At 37.1% G+C, this 19,950-nt stretch carries 20 protein-coding genes, 1 pseudogene and 1 riboswitch; of the genes and pseudogenes, 11 read left to right on the forward strand and 10 right to left on the reverse strand.

All coding sequences use genetic code 11. The features are described 5' to 3' along the window. Nucleotides 1–279 precede the first annotated feature (279 nt). Nucleotides 280–705: a MarR family winged helix-turn-helix transcriptional regulator gene (locus RCG20_RS14085; RefSeq protein ID WP_308180766.1), complete on the forward strand. Its 426-nt coding sequence runs from the start codon at nt 280–282 to the stop codon at nt 703–705. 1 nt (nt 706) lies between these two features. Next, nucleotides 707–2,119, forward strand: coding sequence for an MFS transporter (locus RCG20_RS14090; RefSeq protein ID WP_308180767.1), 1,413 nt, complete (start codon nt 707–709; stop codon nt 2,117–2,119). Between the two features lie 95 nt (nt 2,120–2,214). On the opposite strand, the pseudogene RCG20_RS14095 reads toward RCG20_RS14090, so the two are convergent. Then, nucleotides 2,215–2,316 (reverse strand): annotated as a pseudogene (locus tag RCG20_RS14095) (DUF3885 domain-containing protein); the annotation flags it as partial. 116 nt (nt 2,317–2,432) lie between these two features. Between RCG20_RS14095 and RCG20_RS14100 the strand changes: the two are divergent. After that, complete coding sequence (locus RCG20_RS14100; protein WP_308180768.1) at nt 2,433–3,758, forward strand: oligosaccharide flippase family protein; 1,326 nt, start codon at nt 2,433–2,435, stop codon at nt 3,756–3,758. A 69-nt stretch (nt 3,759–3,827) separates the two neighbouring features. Here RCG20_RS14100 and RCG20_RS14105 read toward each other — a convergent pair whose 3' ends face one another. After that, on the reverse strand, nt 3,828–4,463 hold the full coding sequence (locus RCG20_RS14105) for a Bax inhibitor-1/YccA family protein (RefSeq protein WP_308180769.1): 636 nt from the start codon (nt 4,461–4,463) through the stop codon (nt 3,828–3,830). Between the two features lie 80 nt (nt 4,464–4,543). Then, a complete protein-coding gene (gene mscL, locus RCG20_RS14110; protein WP_308180770.1) occupies nt 4,544–4,933 on the reverse strand; it encodes a large conductance mechanosensitive channel protein MscL in 390 nt (129 codons plus the stop codon). Nucleotides 4,934–5,223: 290 nt separating this feature from the next. Between mscL and queF the strand changes: the two genes are divergently transcribed. Further along, nucleotides 5,224–5,721 (forward strand): preQ(1) synthase, encoded by a 498-nt coding sequence (gene queF / locus RCG20_RS14115; RefSeq protein WP_308180771.1) that lies wholly within the window; start codon nt 5,224–5,226, stop codon nt 5,719–5,721. A gap of 416 nt (nt 5,722–6,137) precedes the next feature. Here queF and RCG20_RS14120 read toward each other — a convergent pair whose 3' ends face one another. From RCG20_RS14120 to RCG20_RS14130, 3 genes are all read right to left on the reverse strand, one after another. Further along, a complete protein-coding gene (locus tag RCG20_RS14120; RefSeq protein ID WP_308180772.1) occupies nt 6,138–7,370 on the reverse strand; it encodes an aminopeptidase in 1,233 nt (410 codons plus the stop codon). 96 nt (nt 7,371–7,466) lie between these two features. Then, nucleotides 7,467–8,729 (reverse strand): MDR family MFS transporter, encoded by a 1,263-nt coding sequence (locus RCG20_RS14125; protein ID WP_308180773.1) that lies wholly within the window; start codon nt 8,727–8,729, stop codon nt 7,467–7,469. A gap of 115 nt (nt 8,730–8,844) precedes the next feature. Beyond that, on the reverse strand, nt 8,845–10,932 hold the full coding sequence (locus RCG20_RS14130; RefSeq protein WP_308180774.1) for a DNA topoisomerase III: 2,088 nt from the start codon (nt 10,930–10,932) through the stop codon (nt 8,845–8,847). Between the two features lie 306 nt (nt 10,933–11,238). On the opposite strand from RCG20_RS14130, the gene hutH reads away from it, so the two are divergent. Further along, nucleotides 11,239–12,747 carry a histidine ammonia-lyase gene (hutH, locus tag RCG20_RS14135; protein WP_308184349.1) on the forward strand — a complete coding sequence of 503 codons (1,509 nt, stop codon included), beginning with the start codon at nt 11,239–11,241 and terminating at the stop codon, nt 12,745–12,747. A gap of 85 nt (nt 12,748–12,832) precedes the next feature. Here hutH and RCG20_RS14140 read toward each other — a convergent pair whose 3' ends face one another. Next, a complete protein-coding gene (locus RCG20_RS14140; protein WP_308180775.1) occupies nt 12,833–12,988 on the reverse strand; it encodes a hypothetical protein in 156 nt (51 codons plus the stop codon). 217 nt (nt 12,989–13,205) lie between these two features. Between RCG20_RS14140 and RCG20_RS14145 the strand changes: the two genes are divergently transcribed. From RCG20_RS14145 to motB, 3 genes are all read left to right on the forward strand, one after another. Beyond that, nucleotides 13,206–13,817 (forward strand): peroxiredoxin, encoded by a 612-nt coding sequence (locus RCG20_RS14145; RefSeq protein ID WP_308180776.1) that lies wholly within the window; start codon nt 13,206–13,208, stop codon nt 13,815–13,817. A gap of 301 nt (nt 13,818–14,118) precedes the next feature. Beyond that, nucleotides 14,119–14,913, forward strand: coding sequence for a flagellar motor stator protein MotA (motA, locus tag RCG20_RS14150; protein WP_308180777.1), 795 nt, complete (start codon nt 14,119–14,121; stop codon nt 14,911–14,913). After that, nucleotides 14,906–15,706, forward strand: a complete 801-nt coding sequence (motB, locus tag RCG20_RS14155; protein WP_308184350.1) for a flagellar motor protein MotB — start codon at nt 14,906–14,908, stop codon at nt 15,704–15,706. The genes motA and motB overlap by 8 nt, the downstream gene beginning before the upstream one ends. Nucleotides 15,707–15,909: 203 nt before the next feature. Here the strand turns inward: motB and RCG20_RS14160 are convergent, their stop codons facing one another. Continuing rightward, the gene (locus RCG20_RS14160; RefSeq protein ID WP_308184351.1) at nt 15,910–16,050 is read right to left on the reverse strand and encodes an anti-repressor SinI family protein; all 141 of its coding nucleotides are present in this window, start codon (nt 16,048–16,050) and stop codon (nt 15,910–15,912) included. Nucleotides 16,051–16,088: 38 nt separating this feature from the next. Then, nucleotides 16,089–16,180: riboswitch (cyclic di-GMP riboswitch) on the reverse strand. A gap of 318 nt (nt 16,181–16,498) precedes the next feature. After that, the gene (locus RCG20_RS14165) at nt 16,499–16,828 is read right to left on the reverse strand and encodes a helix-turn-helix domain-containing protein (RefSeq protein ID WP_308180778.1); all 330 of its coding nucleotides are present in this window, start codon (nt 16,826–16,828) and stop codon (nt 16,499–16,501) included. 496 nt (nt 16,829–17,324) lie between these two features. Here RCG20_RS14165 and map point away from each other — a divergent pair, with 496 nt between their 5' ends. Continuing rightward, complete coding sequence (gene map / locus RCG20_RS14170) at nt 17,325–18,074, forward strand: type I methionyl aminopeptidase (RefSeq protein ID WP_308180779.1); 750 nt, start codon at nt 17,325–17,327, stop codon at nt 18,072–18,074. Between the two features lie 66 nt (nt 18,075–18,140). On the opposite strand, the gene RCG20_RS14175 is transcribed toward map, so the two are convergent. Beyond that, complete coding sequence (locus tag RCG20_RS14175) at nt 18,141–18,368, reverse strand: DUF1128 domain-containing protein (RefSeq protein ID WP_308180780.1); 228 nt, start codon at nt 18,366–18,368, stop codon at nt 18,141–18,143. A gap of 173 nt (nt 18,369–18,541) precedes the next feature. Between RCG20_RS14175 and RCG20_RS14180 the strand changes: the two genes are divergently transcribed. Beyond that, entirely contained in the window at nt 18,542–18,895 is a 354-nt protein-coding gene (locus RCG20_RS14180) for a YtxH domain-containing protein (RefSeq protein ID WP_308180781.1), read from the forward strand. A gap of 15 nt (nt 18,896–18,910) precedes the next feature. After that, entirely contained in the window at nt 18,911–19,747 is an 837-nt protein-coding gene (locus RCG20_RS14185) for a YihY/virulence factor BrkB family protein (protein ID WP_308180782.1), read from the forward strand. Nucleotides 19,748–19,950 lie beyond the last annotated feature (203 nt).

The following is a 19,950-nucleotide window of genomic DNA, read 5'->3' on the forward strand; positions in this document are numbered from 1 at the left end:
ATTTTTAGGTTATTTAGGCGGAAAATCTCCGCCTATTTCTCTTCCTAACCACTACTTTTTCAAAATAAACGGAATTCCTCCGATTAAGCGAGTACACCTGCTGAAAATCAACAGTGAACAATAACAGAGCCTAATCATTAAGTAAATGATACATCCGTCATTAGTAGGGATAGTAGGGACCTTAGTTAGTTCTTGACGAATAGTTGGGGAGGGTGTATAAATGTAGTTGTCACGACAATTATAGTTGTGACATGTAATGAATAGTTGGAGGTAATTATTATGTACTTTGAACGATCTTTAGGATTTATGATTAGTGCGACCAATACAAAAATGAAGAATCATCTGGCAAAAACCTTGGAGCCGTATAATGTTACACATGAGCAATGGGTATTGCTTATTCGACTCTGGGAGCAGGATAGGATAAGTCAGAAAGAGCTTTCGGTTAAAAGTATGAAGGACCAACCGACTACGGCTAGGATTTTAGATAAATTGGAAAAAAGGGGATTGATCCAACGGAAAGCAAATCCCGAGGATAGAAGATCCTTTTTGATCTACCTTACGAAAGAAGGTCAGGAGCTCGAAACCCCTTTGAAAGGATTGGTCCGTCAGGAAATGCTAAAATCATTTCGGGGATTGACAGATGAGGATCAAACCCAGCTTAGGGTTTTATTAAAAAGAATAATGGATAATTTGGAGGTGAAATAGGATGTTTGAAAATATAAAGAATGCGCCTAATTATCGTTGGTACGTGTTAGCAACCGTCTCCGTTGGTACCTTCATGGCTACCTTAGATAGCAGTATTGTTAATGTGGCATTACCGACAATCTCCGGCCAACTCCATTCAGAGATTTCGACACTTCAATGGGTGGTTACGGCCTATTTGCTAACGATATCAAGCCTATTACCGATTTTTGGCCGAACAGCCGATATTTTTGGAAGGAAAAAAGTTTACTCTTTAGGCTTTTTAATATTCACATTAGGTTCCGTTCTTTGTGGGCTAGCACAAAACATTTGGTTTTTAGTCGGAGCAAGGGTTTTGCAAGCGATTGGTGCATCGATGTTAATGTCCAATAGCGCAGCCATCCTAACAGCAACCTTTTCAGCAAAAGAACGAGGAAAAGCGTTGGGACTGATGGGCACCGTCGTTGCACTTGGTAGTCTAACTGGCCCTGCACTTGGTGGATTACTTATTGGAATGACAAGCTGGAGGGCGGCTTTCTATGTCAATCTACCTATTGGAATCATTGGTTTTTTGGCATCCCGATTTATATTACCTGTTGATGAACAGAAGAAAGGACAAGAGAAGTTTGATTTTGTTGGAGCCTTTACTTTCACTGCTGGAATGGTCTGCTTGCTCCTTGGTATTAATAATGGGGAGAATTGGGGCTGGGCTAGTTTACCGGTGATGATTAGTTTGGTTCTTGGTTTGATATTGCTCGCCATGTTTCTTACGATTGAACGCCGTGTCAGACAACCAATCATTGAGCTTTCATTATTTCGAAATCGGCCTTTCTTAATGGGAAATCTTTCAGGGTGGCTATCTTTTGTGGCAATGTTTGCAAATAGTATTCTCTTACCATTTTATTTGCAACAAATCCTTCACTATAGCCCTTCTCAAGTAGGATTGTTTATGATTGCATCACGGGTGACGATGGCGATTGTTGCACCACTTAGCGGCCACGCATCTGACAAATTCGGTCCGATTGCACTCACGACCAGTGGTTTATTGATTTCAGGAATTGGGCTATTTTATTATTCCACACTTACAGCTTCATCTCATTTTTATCAAGTCATTGTGGGCTCGATCCTTCTAGGCTTAGGAAGTGGAATGTTCCAATCACCTAATAATAGTAGCGTGATGAGTTCTGTACCTCCCCAAAAGCTTGGTATTGCTGGGGGAATTAATAGTTTGGTGAGAAATTTGGGTATGATTATCGGGATTGCATTTTCTGTATCACTGTTCGAAGCATTAGGTGGGGTGACAAAACCAAGTCCAAGTCAGACACCTATGTTTATATCCGCTTACCATACGGTAATGTTGATCGCGATGTCTATTGCATTTATTGGGGCATTCATCTCGTTTAACCGCAAAAGCTATGCAAAAGCTGAAAGCAATTAAAATTCCTATTTAAACTAGGCTCTGTTAAATTTTAATGTTGATTTTTATTATAAAAATGGGAGACGCTTATTTATGGCATTTCCCTTAAACAAATTTCAATTAAATACCTTATCAATTTCAGGTCTGTCATAGTCTAAAATCCAGTCATTGTGTCTATCATAAACATCTCTTATTGTAGTGGGTGAAGTTGCCAATAATTTAATGAATCGCCATTTTTTCTATTAACCACGTTTGTTTAAAAATTCTCCTACTAATCATTCTACTTGTCTCATATCTTATTAAAGTAGAAATTTTAAGAAGGAGAATTGAAAAATTGGTAACTTTCTATCGAGGAGTCCTTTTTCTAGCAGCTTCCGCATTTTTGGGAGAAAGTATTGAATTTCTGGTAAATATGATTTTGGTAAAGGAGTTAGGGAAACATGGACTTGGGCTTTATATGTCAATTCTTCCGTCCATTTTTTTGATTGTCTTACTATCTAGCTTTGAACTTCAGGTCTCCATTTCAAAGTTCATTGCCGAAAAAGAGAGAAGATACCATCGAAGCATTCTTCATCATGCATTAACAATTGCCATCATTTTTATGAGCCTCCTTTTTTTAATAGCCATGGCCACAATACCTTATGTATCAGTTTTTGATTCGTACCATCCTTATACTCGATGGTTAGTTATCATTCTCATACCTATTATTTCGTTCACATCGGTTGCGAGAGGCTATTTCATGGGAAGCCACCAAATGGGAAAAATAGCCCTTTCTAATTTTTTAAGAAAAGCCTTTCAGTTAGCAGTTTTTATTGGGATATTCAGATACTTCCAATTTGATACCCAAACAGCTGTATTAATTGCAATTGGAACTCTTATTGGTAGCGAAGTCATTGTGCTTCTCTATCTAGTTTGCACTTTCATTATTCAGTACCAGCACATGAAGCGTTTGCCTTTTTCAAATTTAAACCGAAGAGTTGTCCGAAAAAATTTAATGTCAGTATCGATACCAACAACAGGATTACGTTTATTTGCTGCTTTCACTACCGCTATACAGCCATTTTTGATTAAAACTGCCTTAATTAGATCGGGGCTTACAGATATTATAGCTACCGAGCAGTTTGGAATGTTAGCCGGAATTGCCATTTCGATTGGATTTTTTCCAGCCTTTATTGCCCATTCCCTGTTGATTGTTCTTATTCCAACTGTTTCAAAAGCCTATTCTGAAAAGGATTATGCTGCCCTACAAAAAATGTTAAATCATGTGATTAGGATTACATTTCTTTACGGAGTTCCAGCAGTTGCTATTTTCTACTTTTTTGGAAGCACACTTACTTCTAAGTTCTTTCATTCAACCGATGCAGCTGTTTTCTTACAAATGCTTTGGCCATTCTTTCTCTTTCACTTTTTCATTATACCAACACAGGCATTTTTAATTGGACTTGGGATGCTTAAAGATATTTTTCTCCAAACAATTTGGTCAACGGCCATTTCTTATTCCATTATCCTTTACTTAGGTTCTTTACCAGAATGGAGAATGCAGGGGGTAATGATTGGCATGAACACAGGAGCTGTTTTGCTTTCGCTCATGCATTATTTAACAGTTTGTAAGAAAATAAGAGTATCAATCCTGACGAGAGATCTAATTCATGAAAGTTAAGCAAGAGCGATCTCGTATAGATGGATTATAGGTAGACAGATATAAAAACAGGCTGGATATCCGGCCTGTTTAGTCTTTACTAGATAGAATCCCAAAGATCCTCAATAGGTCAAGAAAGAGATTAATAAAGTTTAAATATAGGTTTAGGGCCATTAAAGGCACCTCTTCATGCCTAACTCCATGGCGCTTCATTCGGTTAAAATCAAATAAAACGTAACCACTAAAAACCATAACTCCAATAAATGAATATGCAAGCATTGCTGTTGTGCCTAGTGGCCAAAAAATATTAAAAATTGAGATGGACACTAATGCAAGAAGAGCAGCCATCAGGAATCCACCTAAAAAGGAAAAATTCCTTTTTGTTTTAGTAGCATAGATTGCAAGGCCTGTAAAAATAGTAGTTGTACTTGCGAATGCCAACATCACAGTATTGGGTCCAGATATTGCCAAGTAATGTGCAACAATTGGATAAATGGTAATCCCAGAAATAAAGGTGAAAATATAGAGGAATGAGTAAGAGACCATTTTCCTTCTCCTCAAAAAGAAGGCCGATAAAAGCATGACCATCTCTACGATAGCCAAGGGAAAAAATAATCCTGCTGGAACATAAACACCTGCCAATGTACCAAGAAAGGAAAAGGCAAGGGAAAGAGCAAAGGACCTAAGTACCGATGGCATGAATTGGTTTGCAGTTTGTGAATACATTTGCACTACACCTCATTTGAAATTCTTATTCAAAAATAACGAGCTTGTGAGTCAGCCTATTAATATATACGAAATTTGGGTCAAGATGTTTCATCTTTTCTAGAAAAATCTTTTAAGAGGTCCCTAATTTCTACAAGCAGCTCCTCCGTTTTATCGATTTTCACAATTTCCTTCACTTCTTCTTTTCTTTTAAAACGATTGATTAATTTTATAAATAGAAAAATGGAGAAAGAGATAATAATAAAATCTACGATTGATTGAATAAAAAGTCCATATTGTAATTTTTCCTCGTTTATTGTTATTGCAAGGTCGGTAAAATCAATTCCTCCCATTAATAAACCAACCAAAGGCATGAGAACATCCTTGACAAGGGAAGCAACAATTTTTCCAAATGCTCCGCCAATGATGACACCAACAGCCAGATCAATAACATTACCTTTGATCGCAAACATTTTAAATTCATTCCACATTATGATTACCTCCAAACTATCTTTTTTCTTGTAGTTGCTCATTGTAACCTATACTTCTTTATCTTAGCAAATAGTAAGTTGACAGGCACTGTGTTTTTATCTATAGTAACAGTGTTAATTAAATAAGATTAACCCGTATACTGCGGGAGAGGTTCATAGCAGACACCCTCTTTAAAAAACTATGGAATGGAGAAATCAACCATATCCTTAGGATGTGGTTTTTTATTTCTGTAAATTCTATTGGTTTAGGGGCTCTCAGTATGGCACGGGTCATATAGGAGGCTTAATTTATGTCAGGAAGAACAGATGAAGAATTAGAAGGTGTAACACTGTTAGGAAATCAAGGAACAAGGTATTTATTTGAATATACACCAGATGTTTTGGAGGCTTTTGAAAATAAGCACCCAAACCGAGATTATTTCGTAAAATTTAACTTTCCAGAGTTTACGAGCCTATGTCCTAAAACAGGACAGCCTGACTTTGCTACTATTTACATTAGCTATATTCCAGACAAAAAAATGGTTGAGAGCAAGTCATTGAAACTCTATCTTTTCAGTTTCCGAAACCATGGGGATTTTCATGAAGACTGCATGAACATTATTATGAATGATTTAATCAAGTTAATGGACCCAAGATATATTGAAGTATGGGGCAAGTTTACACCTAGAGGCGGCATCTCCATTGATCCATACTGCAACTGGGGAAAACCAGGGACTAAGTTTGAAGAAATGGCCAATTATCGTCTAATGAACCATGATCTGTATCCGGAGAAAATTGATAACCGATAAAAATGGGAGAAGAAGAATCTTATTGCAGGTGCGAGTAATTACCTGTCTGAGATCCTTCTTTTTTTGCTAATCAGAATTTATATCCATAAATTCCGCTAGCGCATAAGGGCAACTACGCTTCTGTCATCGCCCTTAGGGGCTCGCCAATCAGCGAGTTTTCTTTATATGGGGCCAATTCCTCAAAAATTTCTAAATCACAAAGTTTTTGTGTTATGCAGGTGGCGGGTAAAACGTTATTTTCCGCGGGTAAAAGTTAAAATGCGCGGGTAAATAGTCAATTCGCGCGGGTAAATACCAAAAGTTCGCGGGTAACAGGGAAAATCTTTATAACGATTCTCAAATAAAGGATTTGTGGGGGAGACATTAGAAAAATAAAAAGGTGCCCAAAAATCCTTTGGACACCTGCAAAATCTCTATTAGAACGCCCAATTTCCATTCCGGAACACTGCTTCTATTTTTCCATCCGCAGTAATCCCATCAATGTCCATTTCAGCTGAGCCGATCATGAAATCAACGTGAGTTAGACTTTGATTTAGTCCGTTTTCCTTTTGCTCATCTGCAGTCATTTTCTTTCCGCCTTCAATACAGAAAGCGTATGCGCTGCCAATAGCTAAATGGTTAGATGCATTTTCGTCAAACAATGTGTTGAAGAAAAGAATATCCGATTGTGAAATAGGTGAGTTAACAGGAACGAGTGCGACTTCACCAAGATAATGAGAGCCTTCATCTGTTTCTACAAGGCGTTTCAAAATATCTTCTCCTTCTTCAGCTTTTACGTCAATTATTTTCCCGTTTTCAAAAGTAACCGAGAAACGGTCGATGATATTTCCACCATAGCTTAAAGGCTTTGTGCTGGCTACAGTACCATTTACACCTGTTTTTAATGGTACGGTAAAGACTTCTTCTGTCGGCATATTCGCCATAAACTCAAATCCATTTTCATTAACGCTACCAGCACCTACCCAAATATGAGTTTTTGGAAGTTCAATTGTAAGATCTGTTCCTTGCGCTTTATAATGAAGTTTTTCATATCGTTTTTCATTTAAATATTGAACTTTTTCGTGTAGAGTTTCGTCATGCTTTTTCCAAGCCTCAACTGGATTTTCTGTATCCACACGAGTAGCTTTAAAAATGGCATCCCAAAGTTTTGTTACCTGACTATCCACAGGCTCATTAGGGAAAACCTTAGCAGCCCAAGCAGGAGCAGCAGCTGCAATAACGGTCCAGCTCACCTTGTCGGACTGAACAGCTTGGCGATATTTTATTAATGCTTTTCCTGCGGCCTTCTGGAAGTTTGAAATTCGCTCTGGATTTACCCCTTTTAATAAATCAGGGCTAGAGGAAATGATTGACATAAAGGCAGCTCCTTTTTCTACCATTTCCTCTCTTTCTTTAGCATGCCAAACTGGATACTCAGTAAAGACTTCTTCTGCTGCAAGGTCATATTTGGTTCTTGAGACAGTATCATCATTCCAGTTGACAACGACATCATATGCCCCAGTTTCGTATGCCTTCTTTACAACGTGTCGAACCAATTCTGCGGCATCTATTGTTGCATAAACAACTAATGTTTGACCCTTTTGAATATTCACGCCAACCTTTACAGCGAGTTCTGCGTATTTCTCTAAATTCTGTTGAAAATCACTCATCTTTTAATCTCCTTTGTCAGAATGTTCATGTATATTTTAGCCTTTCTTAATGGAAAAAGAAACGTTAACATTTTAGTATTAGAGGTAAATGCAAATTTAGTGTATTCGCTGTCTTTCAAACGTATTAAACATGACCCAATACAAGCCAGCACTAAATAAGGCAAGGAGGGCTAAAGAAAAGAATGTCCACTCGTATCCAATCCAAACCGTCAGTGGAATGGCAAGTGGGGCGATTGTTCGACTGATCGTAAATCGTAAGCTTGCTGCGGCAAAATACTGCCCTCTCATATGTTCAGGGGCAAGTTTTGAAACAAAGCTTTGTTGGAGCCCAGCCGATACTAATTCTCCGAGTGTGAAAATAGCCATGCCAAGAATAAATCCCCAAACCAAATGGGTTTGACCAAAAACAAAGATAGCCATTGCATAAAAGATAGAAGATAACATAAAAACATTTCGTTCACTATAGTTGCTCATCCATTTTGTTATAAAAACTGTCAATAATGCTACTAGCAAGCCATTTTCAGCAAGGACAATCCCAAAAGCCTGCTCCGCTTTTACACTTAAGGACCAATGACCAAATGAGAAGAGACTTTGACTGTTCATGACATCTTTAATATAGACGGGAATTAATAAGTCTAATTGCATAAAAGTTTGGCCAGCTAGCACTCCCGCAATGATAAATAAAAGGAATGCTTTATCTTTAATAATCAATGAATAATCTTTTATTTGATTTTGTAAAAAATAATACCATTTTCCAGTTTGCTCTGTTACTTCGAATGTGCGGTTTGGGGCTGTTTCCCTAGTCATTTTTGCAAGGATAATCCCGAGTAAAATACATAGTATTCCTGCAACGACTAAAAGTTGGAAGCGATAATGAACATAAAAAATAGATCCTAGAATAGGGCCAATGACTACTGCTATATTAATAGAGGTATAAAAAACAGCGAAAACGCTACTTCGATGCTTTTCTTCAACAACGTCGGCCACCATTGCTTGACTTGCAGGCCAATAAAATGAACCAAACACTCCAGCAACAGCAAAGGCTATAAAACCAAGCCAAGGAGCGTCTAACCATGGTGAAACGGATAGGCCAAAGACTAAAAACGAAAGGCCCTGGCCTATTGATGAGAGAACCATCATTCGTTTTCTACCAAAACGATCTGCACAATATCCTCCCATAAGGTTAGCTATAACTGAAAAGACTTGTGAGAATACTAATAATAGTCCTGCTTTGCTCTTGCCAAACTCAACTGCAAAATAAATGGTTAAAAATGGAAAAAACATCCAAAAGGTAATATTCATCATCGCTTCGGCAAATAAGCGAACTTTTAAATTCGGGTCCCAATCTCTAATTCTCATATTGTGGCCTCGTTTCTTTTTTGATAGCCTTTTCATCATACTATTTTATTGGAATTCTTTACAAGAAAAAAGGTAAGCGCATCAAGTATATGCACTTACCTTTTAACTATTCATATTAATCTTGTTTGTTTAGTGCTTGCAACAGCAAATCGCCTAAGCTTGTTCCAAAATCTTCTTTTTGGGAATATTTTTGAACAAGCTTTCTTGCTTCATGTTTATTGACGGCTTTTTTCTTTTCCTCTGCTTTCTCTACAACATTACATGGTCGACATTGGAAGTAAAGACCTGCTTTTCCATCATGCATTTCCATTTTTTTGTGACACTGTGGGCAGCGGCGGTTGGATAGCTTTGGATCTTTTCGTTTCCGGTAAGAACATTCCAAATTGGAACAAACGAGCACTTTTCCTTCTTTTGTGTTCCTTTCTTTGAGAAAGGAATCGCATTCAGGACATTTAGAACCTGTTAAATTGTGAGCCCGATAAGACTTGTCGCTTGTTTTAATTTCGGAAACAAGTTGTTCAGTTTGACGGCGGACTTTTTGTGAAAAAGCTTTTGGATCTGCTTTTCCTTTTGAAATCTGTTCCAGCTCCTGTTCCCACTTTGCAGTCAGTTCAGGCGATTTTAATTCATCATTAACGAGGTCAATCAGTTGTTTGCCTTTTTTGGTAGGATAAAAACGACCATTTTGCCGTTCCACAACTTCAGATGAAACCAGTCGCTCAATAATCTCTGCTCGTGTCGCTGGGGTACCGAGCCCGAATTTTTCCATCTGTCCTAAGATATCAGCTTCAGAATGGCGAAGTGGTGGCTCTGTCCACTTTGAATTAAGTGTTGTATTTTTAACGATAAAAGATTGACCCTGTGTGAGTTTCTGAATCCCAGTTAGTAACGATTCAGTTTCTTCTTTTCCTAGAACCTTTTTGAATCCCAAATCAATAACAGTTGATTCTTTAGAGGTAAATGTTTCACCCTCTATATTGATGATGGCTTGAATGGTTTCAAATTCATAAGCTGGATAGAAGAGTGCAAGGAATCGTCTTGCAATTAGGTCATAAATTTTTCTTTCATCTGAATCAAGAGACCCGAGCTGAAGGCGTTCTTCTGTTGGAATGATCGCATGGTGATCGGTTACCTTTTCGTTGTTAAAGACACGTTTTGCAAGGACATTCCCCTTTTTTGCTAGAATAGAACGTACTTCTTCTTTGTAGCCAGAGTCCATTCCTTGAAGTCGATCTGACATCGTTGCGACCATATCCGTTGTTAGGTAGCGAGAATCGGTCCGTGGATAGGAGACGAGTTTATTTTCATAAAGGCGCTGCAATACGGTTAATGTTTTTTTCGCCGAAAAACCAAACCGTTTATTGGCATCACGCTGTAAATCTGTTAAATCGTACGGTAATGGTTGCTGTTCTGACTTTTTCTTGCGTTCAATTTTTTCAATGACAGCTTTAGCACCAGTTATTTTCTTTTCTATCTTTTCAGCTGTTTCTTTATTGAAGATGCGTTTTTCATTGTTGTTTTCCCAATCGGCTGATAGAGGACCGATGTTAGCTTGTAATGTCCAATATTCCTTTGGTTCGAATTTTTGGATTTGTTGTTCGCGTTCAAGTACCATCGAAAGCGTAGGGGTTTGCACTCTTCCTGCTGAAAGAGGGTCCTTGTATTTTGTTGTCAAAGCTCTTGAGACGTTAAGTCCAATTAGCCAATCAGCTTCGGCTCGGCAAACGGCAGAATGGTAAAGGTCATCAAAAAGACTTCCTGGCTTTAATTGTTTAAAACCATCTTTAATGGCTCGGTCTGTTTGCGAAGAAATCCATAGTCTTTTAGTTGGTTTGTTAAAATGGACCTTTTCTAAAATCCAGCGAGCAACAAGCTCTCCCTCACGCCCAGCATCTGTTGCGATGATGCATTCCTTTATATCTTTTCGTTTAGCTAGCTCTTCAATTGTGCGGTATTGATGACTTGTTTGTTTGATTACCTTTAGTCCCATTTTATCTGGAATGATCGGTAGATCCTCTAGACGCCATGTTTTATATTTATTGTCATAGTGCTCAGGCATTTTCAATTCAATTAGATGGCCTAATGCCCATGTGACAACATATTGGTTTCCTTCAATATAATTTCGATGGGTTTGGCTGCATCCAAGTACACGGGCAAGTTCCCGAGCTACACTGGGTTTTTCTGCAAGTACGAGAGATTTCATAATTGCTCCTTTCTATACGGTAAAGCTCTCCATACAGTATAACGGAAAATCGTAGGGTTTTGTAATTGACAAAGCTTTAATACACTATTGTGGTAAAATTCTGAAAATAATATTGACAAATTATATTTTCAAACCATACAATGAATAATAGCAATAATAGTAATAAGAATGGAATGATGTGTATGGAAAATCTCATTTATTTACAAAATGAGACAATTTCAATAAAAGAGGCTGGGATCCGAATCTAATGTAGATTAGGAATCCAGCCTCTTTCTTTATTTAATTAGAGAGGTAGAGGTGAGAAATGTGGTTATATTAACGGGGCAAAATCTAACTTTAGAAGATGTGAAAAAGGTACTATTTCAAAAACAAAAGGTCACTGTTTCGCTAAAAAGTATGGAGGAAGTTAAGAAAAGCAGGGAGGCAGTTGAACGGATCGTATCTGATCAAAAGGTTGTATATGGAATTAATACGGGATTTGGGAAATTTAGTGATGTAATAATCGATAAGGGAAATGTAGGGGAGCTTCAACTTAACTTGATTCGTTCCCATGCATGTGGAGTAGGAGATCCATTTCCTGAAATGGTATCAAAAGCGATGTTGTTGTTGCGTGCAAATGCACTTTTAAAGGGATATTCGGGTGTTCGACCAGTTATCATTGAAAGGCTAATCGAACTTGTAAATAAAGAAATACTTCCCGTTATTCCGCAACAGGGGTCGCTTGGGGCAAGTGGGGACTTAGCTCCGCTATCACATCAAGCTTTAGTGTTGGTTGGGGAAGGTGAAGTTTTTTACAAAGGGGCTCGGATGGATTCACTTGAAGCACTTCAACATGAAGGAATATGCCCATTGACACTGGAGGCAAAAGAAGGCCTTGCACTCATCAATGGAACGCAAGCAATGACAGCAATGGGGGTTGTAGGCTATCTTGAGGCAGAACAGTTAGCATTTGAAAGTGAATTAATCGCTTCAATAACGATGGAAGGCCTAAATGGTATCATGGATGCTTTTGCAGAAGAGGTCCATCTTGCAAGAGGCTATAAACAGCAAATTGAAACCGCTAAAAGAATTAGGGAATATTTAAGTGATAGTTTATTAACAACAGTTCAAGGGGAATTAAGAGTTCAGGATGCTTATTCCTTACGATGTATTCCACAGGTTCATGGAGCTTCTTGGCAAGTACTTGACTATGTAAAGGAAAAGCTGGAAATTGAAATGAATGCAGCAACAGACAACCCATTAATATTTGATGAGGGAGAAAAGGTTATCTCTGGTGGAAATTTTCATGGTCAGCCGATAGCATTTGCAATGGATTTTATGAAAATAGCTGTTGCGGAACTGGCGAATATCTCTGAAAGACGGGTTGAAAGGTTAGTTAATCCGCAGTTAAATGATCTCCCGCCATTTTTAAGTCCTGAACCAGGCCTTCAATCTGGAGCAATGATTATGCAATATGCAGCAGCGGCCCTTGTTTCTGAAAATAAAACGTTGGCCCACCCAGCAAGTGTGGACTCAATTCCATCATCTGCAAATCAAGAGGACCACGTTAGTATGGGAACGATTGCTGCAAGACATGCATATCAAATCATTCAGAATTCTAGAAGAGTTATTGCGATTGAATACATTTGCGCCATGCAAGCGGTGGAGATTCGTGGTGTTGAGAAAATGGCAACTCAAACAAGGAATCTTTTTGAGAAGGGTCGGGAACGGGTTCCTTCAATTAAACAGGATCGCATTTTTTCTAAGGATATTGAAAACGCAGCTGAGTTGCTAAAAACGATGGATTTATCAATGGTATATGAAAAATCACATTAAAAACATCAATCCTGCTGAATTAGCCTAATAAAATGTGATGAATTTCTCCAAAAAAATAAAAGGCGTGGAGCAATCCACGCCGAATTTAATCTTCTTCAATCCTATTTTTAAATGCTTCCTGAGTAACAATTAATTCTTCGTCTTCAATGCGTTCTTTCGTGTGTTTTTCCGTTAGACTGTTTTTTGGAAATTCCCCAGGATGGTTCTTCTTCTTATGATTAAAATGTTCACCGCGTCCCAATATCAACACTCCTTTCGTTTCCTAAAAGTAGGATACCCAAAAATGGAAGAAATATTATGGAACTTTCATAAACGAAAGCCTAAAAAATCAATATGGTGTTTTCAGCGTCTTATTTTTTGCGAAGAGTAGATATATTGTTGAATTTTGAATTTTTTGAGGCGATCAGCTTCTTTTCATCATAAAGATATAAGGGAAATGTAACCAAGGAGGATAAAAAATGACCAATGAATTGAATGTGAGTGATCTGGCAGCATGCCCCTCTTTTTATCATGCAACTCGTGATGATAGGGCCCCATTATTTACAGCAGATGCCATTACGAATGGAGAAATAAAAAAAGTGAATTTACATGACTATAAAGGGAAATGGGTGCTTCTTTTCTTTTACCCAAGTGATTTTACCTTTGTCTGACCAACGGAGCTTGCGGCGGTCGCCGCTGTCTATAAAGACCTTCAAGGACTAAATACAGAAGTACTAGCTTTAAGCACAGATAGTATCTATTCACATAAGGTTTTCATGGAAACTTCTCCATCACTTAAAAATGTTACCTATCCATTAGTAAGTGATAGAAATCAAGAAATCAGCCGAGCTTACCGAGTATTGAATGAGGAATCTGGGGCTGCGTTCAGAGCATCATTTTTCATCGATCCTGAACAAATCATTTTAGCAAAATTTATATACCCAAGAGAAGTTGGAAGGAATCTTGGTGAACATATTCGTTTATTAAAAGGGCTTCAATATGCGAAAAAGACAGGGGAGGGGCTCCCTGCCAATTGGGTCCCAGGTGAACCAGGCATTGTCCGTGATCCCCAGAAAATTGGCCATATTTAACCAAAAAGTGGGTTGATTCATATCGAATCAGCCCTTTTGAAGCTGACGTATGATTAAGAGAAACGGTAAACCTGCTAAAGCGTTAGCGACTAATGCAATTGCTGGAGTGAGAAACTTCCTATAATAAATTGTATTGTCAATGGTGAATAAACTTGTCATATTTCCTTTGCGAAAATTATACTAGGCCCTAAAGAATAATAGAATTATGTCGAAATAAAGAGAAAGGAAAATATATTTTTGAATAAGAGGTAAAAAAGATACAAAAAGAAATGAAAGTTCCAACAAGATGGGTGAGAGAGATATGGATAAAACGTCGATAATTGGAGTTGTACTTGGTGTATTAGCAATTGGTGTTGGAATGGTTTTGAAGGGTGTAAGTCTAGTAGCATTAGCTAATCCAGCCGCTATTTTAATTATTATTTTAGGAACGATTGCTGCAGTAACGATTGCATTTCCTACAAATGAGATAAAAAGGGTTCCACAGCTTTTTGCCGTTCTTTTTAAAGAGCAGAAGCTACTTAATCCAGGTGACCTCATTCAAATGTTCTCAGAGTGGGCACAGCTTGCTAGGAAAGAGGGATTACTAGCATTAGAAGTGAAAACAGGTGAAATTGATGATGATTTTCTAAGAAATGGTTTATCTCTTGCTGTTGATGGACAAAGTGCAGATTACATAAGAGATGTCCTTACAGAAGAAATCGATGCAATGGAAGAGCGCCATCTTGCAGGTGCCGCTATCTTCTCACAAGCAGGTACTTACGCCCCTACTCTTGGAGTTTTAGGAGCAGTGCTTGGATTGATTGCTGCCTTAAGTAATATGGATGATACGGACAAGCTAGGTCATGCAATTTCAGCAGCATTTGTGGCAACGCTTCTAGGAATATTTACAGGTTATGTATTATGGCACCCTTTTGCCAACAAGCTAAAACGAAAGTCAAAGCAGGAAATCAGTTTAAAACAAATGATGATTGAAGGGATCTTATCCATTCTTGAAGGGGAAGCACCGAGAGTAATTGAGCAGAAGCTAGCTTCCTACTTACCTGCTGGTGAAAGGAAGAAATTCCTTGGAGAAAGTGTTGTGGTTAAGGATGAGTAGGCACAGAAAAAAAAAACATGTTGATGATCATATGGATGAATCATGGTTAATTCCTTATGCAGACTTATTGACTTTGTTATTAGCCCTATTTATTGTTTTGTTTGCAATGAGTTCTGTGGATGCTCAAAAATTCCAGCTTTTATCAAAATCATTTAATGAAATGTTTACTGGTGGGACTGGACTGCTGAATTATAAATCACCTACGCCAGAAGGACAAATTGATACACCCATCCAAAGAAAAAAGGACCAGAAAAAAGAGAAATTACAAAGTGAAGACTTAGCAGCAGTGAAACAAAAGGAAGAGGAAAAACTTGCTCTGGCAAAGGATCAGCAAGAATTAAAGGCATTGCAGATAAAGGTCAATACATATATTCAAAAAAATAACCTTTCAAACAAGCTACAAACTTCCTTAACAGATGAGGGGCTTCTTGTAACGATTAGAGATAATGTCCTCTTTAATTCAGGGAGTGCAGATGTACGGGATATAGATTTAAAAACAGCAAATGAAATAGCTAATTTATTGGTTATGGATCCGCCAAGAAATATTATTATTAGCGGGCATACAGACAATGTGCCAATTAGTAATTCACAATATGACTCTAACTGGGAACTTAGTGTAATGAGAGCAGTTAATTTTATGAAAGTTATTTTGGATAATCATAAATTAGATCCGAGATGGTTTAGTGCCAAAGGATTTGGGGAGTTCCAGCCAGTTGCATCCAATAATACAACTGATGGAAAATCACGGAACAGGCGGGTAGAAATCTTAATTCTTCCGAGAATAGGTAATTGAATTCTCGCCTTAAGGTAAGGTTCGTTAATAGAAAAGGCTATATTAAAGATCATTATTGATTTTAGGATCATTTGACAGACACCGCGTTGTCGCTCAAATGATTCTAAAATCATTTTACTTATAATATAATTTAACAAAGCCAAAGAAAAAAAAAGTATTCCTCATAAGTGTGTAAGAGGAATACTTTTTTTCAGTTATGTAGGTCATCGGTTTTCAATAAAAAAATTATTTACCCCTTTTTGGTCAAGAAAATCACGAATTGTTTCTTTTGTTATCCCTAATTTCTTTGCTTCTAAGATAAGTGCCATCCATTCTACATCCATATCCTCAACCGTCTTAGTCATCCGTACCAAAATCTCACCCCTAAAATACATTCGTATTCCAGAGCAGCCCGGCTATCATAGTAAATGAATTGTTTACTGTAGATCCGAAGCTTTGCGTCCCTACTTTTCAATAGGTTTGCCTTTTTCTGTCTATAGCTATTACTTAAGCATGATATACAGTGTGTTTTTTATTTTGATCTAGGACTTTTATACTTAAGCTTTGTCTGCTTTTTTATTATAAATAGTTCTTTTTAATTACGGTGTTGTTTTTTGTCAATTGTAAAAAGGTAGTGAAGCTTTTTTTTATACAAAATGCATCAAGTAATTACAAAATAATCTTAAAATTCATATGAATAAATAGCATTATATTCCTCATTCATTGAAATTAAGAAAAAATGTAAATTCTTTCGTCGAAATTTCACAAAAACTTTAAAAGGCAATAAAAAAGAGGCAAGCTTTTTAAGCAGCCTCAATCTTTATTATTTTGGTTTACTCGCCATTTATTAAATTCAAGAAAGTCCCGAAATTGCTCTTTAGAAACTCCAGAGATCATTGCATCTTTTACAATGCCCATCCACTCACTATCTAATTCTTCCTTATTGATTTGATCATGAATTAAATGGTCAACTGGAACCTTTAAGACAGATGCAATCTTTTCGAGAAACTGAATAGAGGGATTCTGTTGAAGGTTTCTTTCAAGAGAACTTAAATATGATTTTGCAACTCCAGCCCGATCAGCTAGTTCGGATAATGATATTTTCTTTTCAAGGCGAAGTAGTTTTACGCGATCACCGATCATGAGTCTCACACACCCAACAATTTAGATAATTTTATTTTACCAAAGCAAATGAAGTAATTCCATATTAAGAACAAAGTTATTTTAAATAAAGGCTATTTTTGTACAGATTGTTGTTTTACGTACCTAGTCTAAAACAGGTAATTACAATGATATCGTGCTCTTTTCTTGAAAATTACCCACTGTTTTATCGATAAACCGATATAACATATTACCTTCAAATAACATCAAAGTTTAAGACAAGAGCCTAAATAAAAGCCATTTCAGACAATCTTGTAGATTTTTAGGCATTTTCACATACTGTATCTCAAAAAGGAATAGAGTGTGTAAAGCAGTTTATTTGCACCATAATTTCGAAAAGTCAAAATAAGGATTTTCATAAATTCGGATTTAGGAAACTTTGAAAAAAGTAGAAATTAAGGCTAATATAAAAGAGAGAGTATATTTAAACCAAATTAGATAAATACGGGAAAACAACAGAAGAGAGGTAGAGTAAATAATGATCGTTCTAAAATCGAAGCGTGAAATTGAAATGATGAAAAGTGCAGGTGAAATTCTTGCTTCAGTTCATAAAGAACTCGCACAATTAATAAAACCAGGAATCACTACATGGGAAATAGATGAGTTTGTCGAAGGCTTTTTGAAAAAACATCATGCAACACCTGAGCAAAAAGGTTATAAGGGATATGAGTATGCCACATGCGCTAGTATCAATGATGAAATATGTCATGGTTTTCCTAGAAGGGAACCTTTAAAAGAAGGGGATATTGTCACAATTGATATGGTTGTTAATTATAACGGTGCTCTAGCAGATTCGGCCTGGTCCTATGCTATCGGTAATGTCTCACAGGAAACAGAGCATTTATTAAAAGTAACAAAAGAAGCACTTTATAGAGGAATTGAGCAATCCGTAATTGGGAATCGAATTGGCGATATTGGCCATGCCATTCAAACTTATGTTGAAAGTGAAAATCTGTCTGTTGTTCGTGATTTTATTGGACACGGGATTGGAACTGTTATTCATGAAGAACCGCAGGTTCCCCACTATGGATTACCAGGCAAAGGCCCAAGACTGAAAGAAGGAATGGTCTTTACAATTGAGCCAATGGTTAACATTGGAAGATACCAAACGAAAATGGATTCTAACGGCTGGACAGCAAGGACGATTGACGGTAAGTACTCAGCACAATACGAACATACCATTGCTATCACAAAAGAGGGCACAATCATTTTAACAGATCAGGATTAAAAGGAAGCAAAACTTGTATTATTGTATAGCAAAAATGAAAAAACAGGTCTTTTGGGACCTGTTCTTTTACGATTGTTTTCGTAAGTTTCCGAGTTCTTCAGCAATGGCTTGCATCTCATTAGGGCTAAAGGAATTTTTTCTCATAACCATATCGTAAATTTCTTTTAATTCTTCGTACATTTCCCCATCAAAATGAGAAGATTTGATGGCACCAAAGTTTAGTACTCTTAGCTTTTCTTTTATTTTTTCAATCATATATTCTACATTTTCAGATGATTTTTGCGATAAATTCACGAAGCTCATCCTTTCCGCTTTTTTCACAATCTTTCCACGTTCCGAACAGAATGTCAACAAATTCAAATTTGAATTAATCATAACGACTAAAATGTTTGGTGTAAAATGAATGTGGGAAGGATGAAAACATAAAAATTAAGCTATTCTACATATTGATTAAGGAGAGGTTGACTATGTCCAATAAATTTTTAAAAGGTATGTTTTTGGGGGCTTTAGCTGGTGGCGCATTAAGTTTATTAGACAGAGAGACACGCCAAGTCATGAAGGGAAATTGTCAAAAGGCAACAAATATCATTAAAAACCCAAGGCGAATTTCTGAACAGGTTAAAGAAGCGGCATTGAAATTCAAAGCCACTGTAGAGCAGGTGAGCGAGGATTTATCCTATATTTCAGAAAAAGTGGAAGAATTACGGGAGGCCACACCTCAAGTTACGAAATTGTTAAAAGAAACAAAAGAGGTTTTTTCAAAAAAAGAAGAGGTCACTAAGCAGGAAATTGATATCGATCAAGAAGAATGGGCACTGTAATATAGAGGTGAAAAGATGGAAAAAGCTGCAGATATCAATTCTTCATTGTTAAAAAAATTATGGCATCGGATTGAGGAAGATGATCTACCAGGATTATCAGCACAATTGGCATACTTTTTTCTACTTTCGCTCTTTCCGCTTCTTATTTTTCTTTTCACATTGTTACCTTATTTGCCAATCCAACATCAGGATATATTAGGAGTTATAAGGGGATTTGCTCCAAGTGAGACGATGAACTTAATTGAAAAAAATCTAATTGATATCATGAAGCATCGTCATGGTGGTTTGCTATCATTTGGGGTTATCGGTACAATCTGGTCTGCATCAAATGGGCTTAGTGCCATTGTTAGTGCCTTTAACAAAGCATACAACGTAAAGGAAAGCCGATCGTTTATTGTTTCAAGAGGAATGGCCGTCCTTTTAACTATTGGTATGCTTATTGTCATTATTGTGGCAATAGTCTTGCCGGTTTTTGGAAAAGGGATTGGGCTTTTTCTTTTTTCCCAATTTGGCTTTTCTAAACAATTCCTGATACTTTGGAGTACACTTCGTTGGCTAGTTAGTGCTGTTATCTTATTTCTTATTTTTACCGCCCTTTATTGGATCGCACCAAATATAAAATTGAAGTGCAGGAGTGCCTTTCCAGGAGCTGGCTTTTCAACAGTGGGTTGGATTGCTTCCTCCTTGGCATTATCTTTTTATGTTAGTAATTTTAGCAACTATTCCATTGCTTATGGAAGCATAGGAGCGATAATTGTTCTAATGATATGGCTATATATAACTGCGTTCATAATTATACTCGGTGGAGAAATTAATGCATTTTATAGTGAGAAGAGTAAAAATAATTGCTGATCTCCATTACTTTCCTTTATGAAAATAAGGTTTTTGTTAACACTATGATTGGGTAGTTACCCAACATAAAGGGAGGTTTTAAACTTGACGAAGCATACAAAAAAAGATGGCGGAACAAAACAAAAAGGTAAAAGCCGCCCTAAGCAAAAAACTTCAGGATCTGCAAACGGCTCCAATGGATATCATTAAACGAAAAAAGGACC

It is taken from the genome of Neobacillus sp. PS3-40 (genome assembly GCF_030915485.1).
GTDB lineage: Bacteria > Bacillota > Bacilli > Bacillales > Cytobacillaceae > JAUZPL01.

Bases quoted from the DNA above. Each gene is read 5' to 3' on its own strand.
- RCG20_RS14165 (WP_308180778.1), bottom strand. From the start codon at position 16,828: ATGATCGGTGATCGCGTAAAACTACTTCGCCTTGAAAAGAAAATATCA.
- RCG20_RS14090 (WP_308180767.1), top strand. From the start codon at position 707: ATGTTTGAAAATATAAAGAATGCGCCTAATTATCGTTGGTACGTGTTA.
- queF (WP_308180771.1), top strand. From the start codon at position 5,224: ATGTCAGGAAGAACAGATGAAGAATTAGAAGGTGTAACACTGTTAGGA.
- RCG20_RS14105 (WP_308180769.1), bottom strand. From the start codon at position 4,463: ATGTATTCACAAACTGCAAACCAATTCATGCCATCGGTACTTAGGTCC.
- RCG20_RS14185 (WP_308180782.1), top strand. From the start codon at position 18,911: ATGGAAAAAGCTGCAGATATCAATTCTTCATTGTTAAAAAAATTATGG.
- mscL (WP_308180770.1), bottom strand. From the start codon at position 4,933: ATGTGGAATGAATTTAAAATGTTTGCGATCAAAGGTAATGTTATTGAT.
- RCG20_RS14160 (WP_308184351.1), bottom strand. From the start codon at position 16,050: ATGACTAAGACGGTTGAGGATATGGATGTAGAATGGATGGCACTTATC.
- RCG20_RS14125 (WP_308180773.1), bottom strand. From the start codon at position 8,729: ATGAGAATTAGAGATTGGGACCCGAATTTAAAAGTTCGCTTATTTGCC.
- RCG20_RS14130 (WP_308180774.1), bottom strand. From the start codon at position 10,932: ATGAAATCTCTCGTACTTGCAGAAAAACCCAGTGTAGCTCGGGAACTT.
- RCG20_RS14180 (WP_308180781.1), top strand. From the start codon at position 18,542: ATGTCCAATAAATTTTTAAAAGGTATGTTTTTGGGGGCTTTAGCTGGT.
- RCG20_RS14120 (WP_308180772.1), bottom strand. From the start codon at position 7,370: ATGAGTGATTTTCAACAGAATTTAGAGAAATACGCAGAACTCGCTGTA.
- RCG20_RS14085 (WP_308180766.1), top strand. From the start codon at position 280: ATGTACTTTGAACGATCTTTAGGATTTATGATTAGTGCGACCAATACA.
- map (WP_308180779.1), top strand. From the start codon at position 17,325: ATGATCGTTCTAAAATCGAAGCGTGAAATTGAAATGATGAAAAGTGCA.
- motA (WP_308180777.1), top strand. From the start codon at position 14,119: ATGGATAAAACGTCGATAATTGGAGTTGTACTTGGTGTATTAGCAATT.
- motB (WP_308184350.1), top strand. From the start codon at position 14,906: ATGAGTAGGCACAGAAAAAAAAAACATGTTGATGATCATATGGATGAA.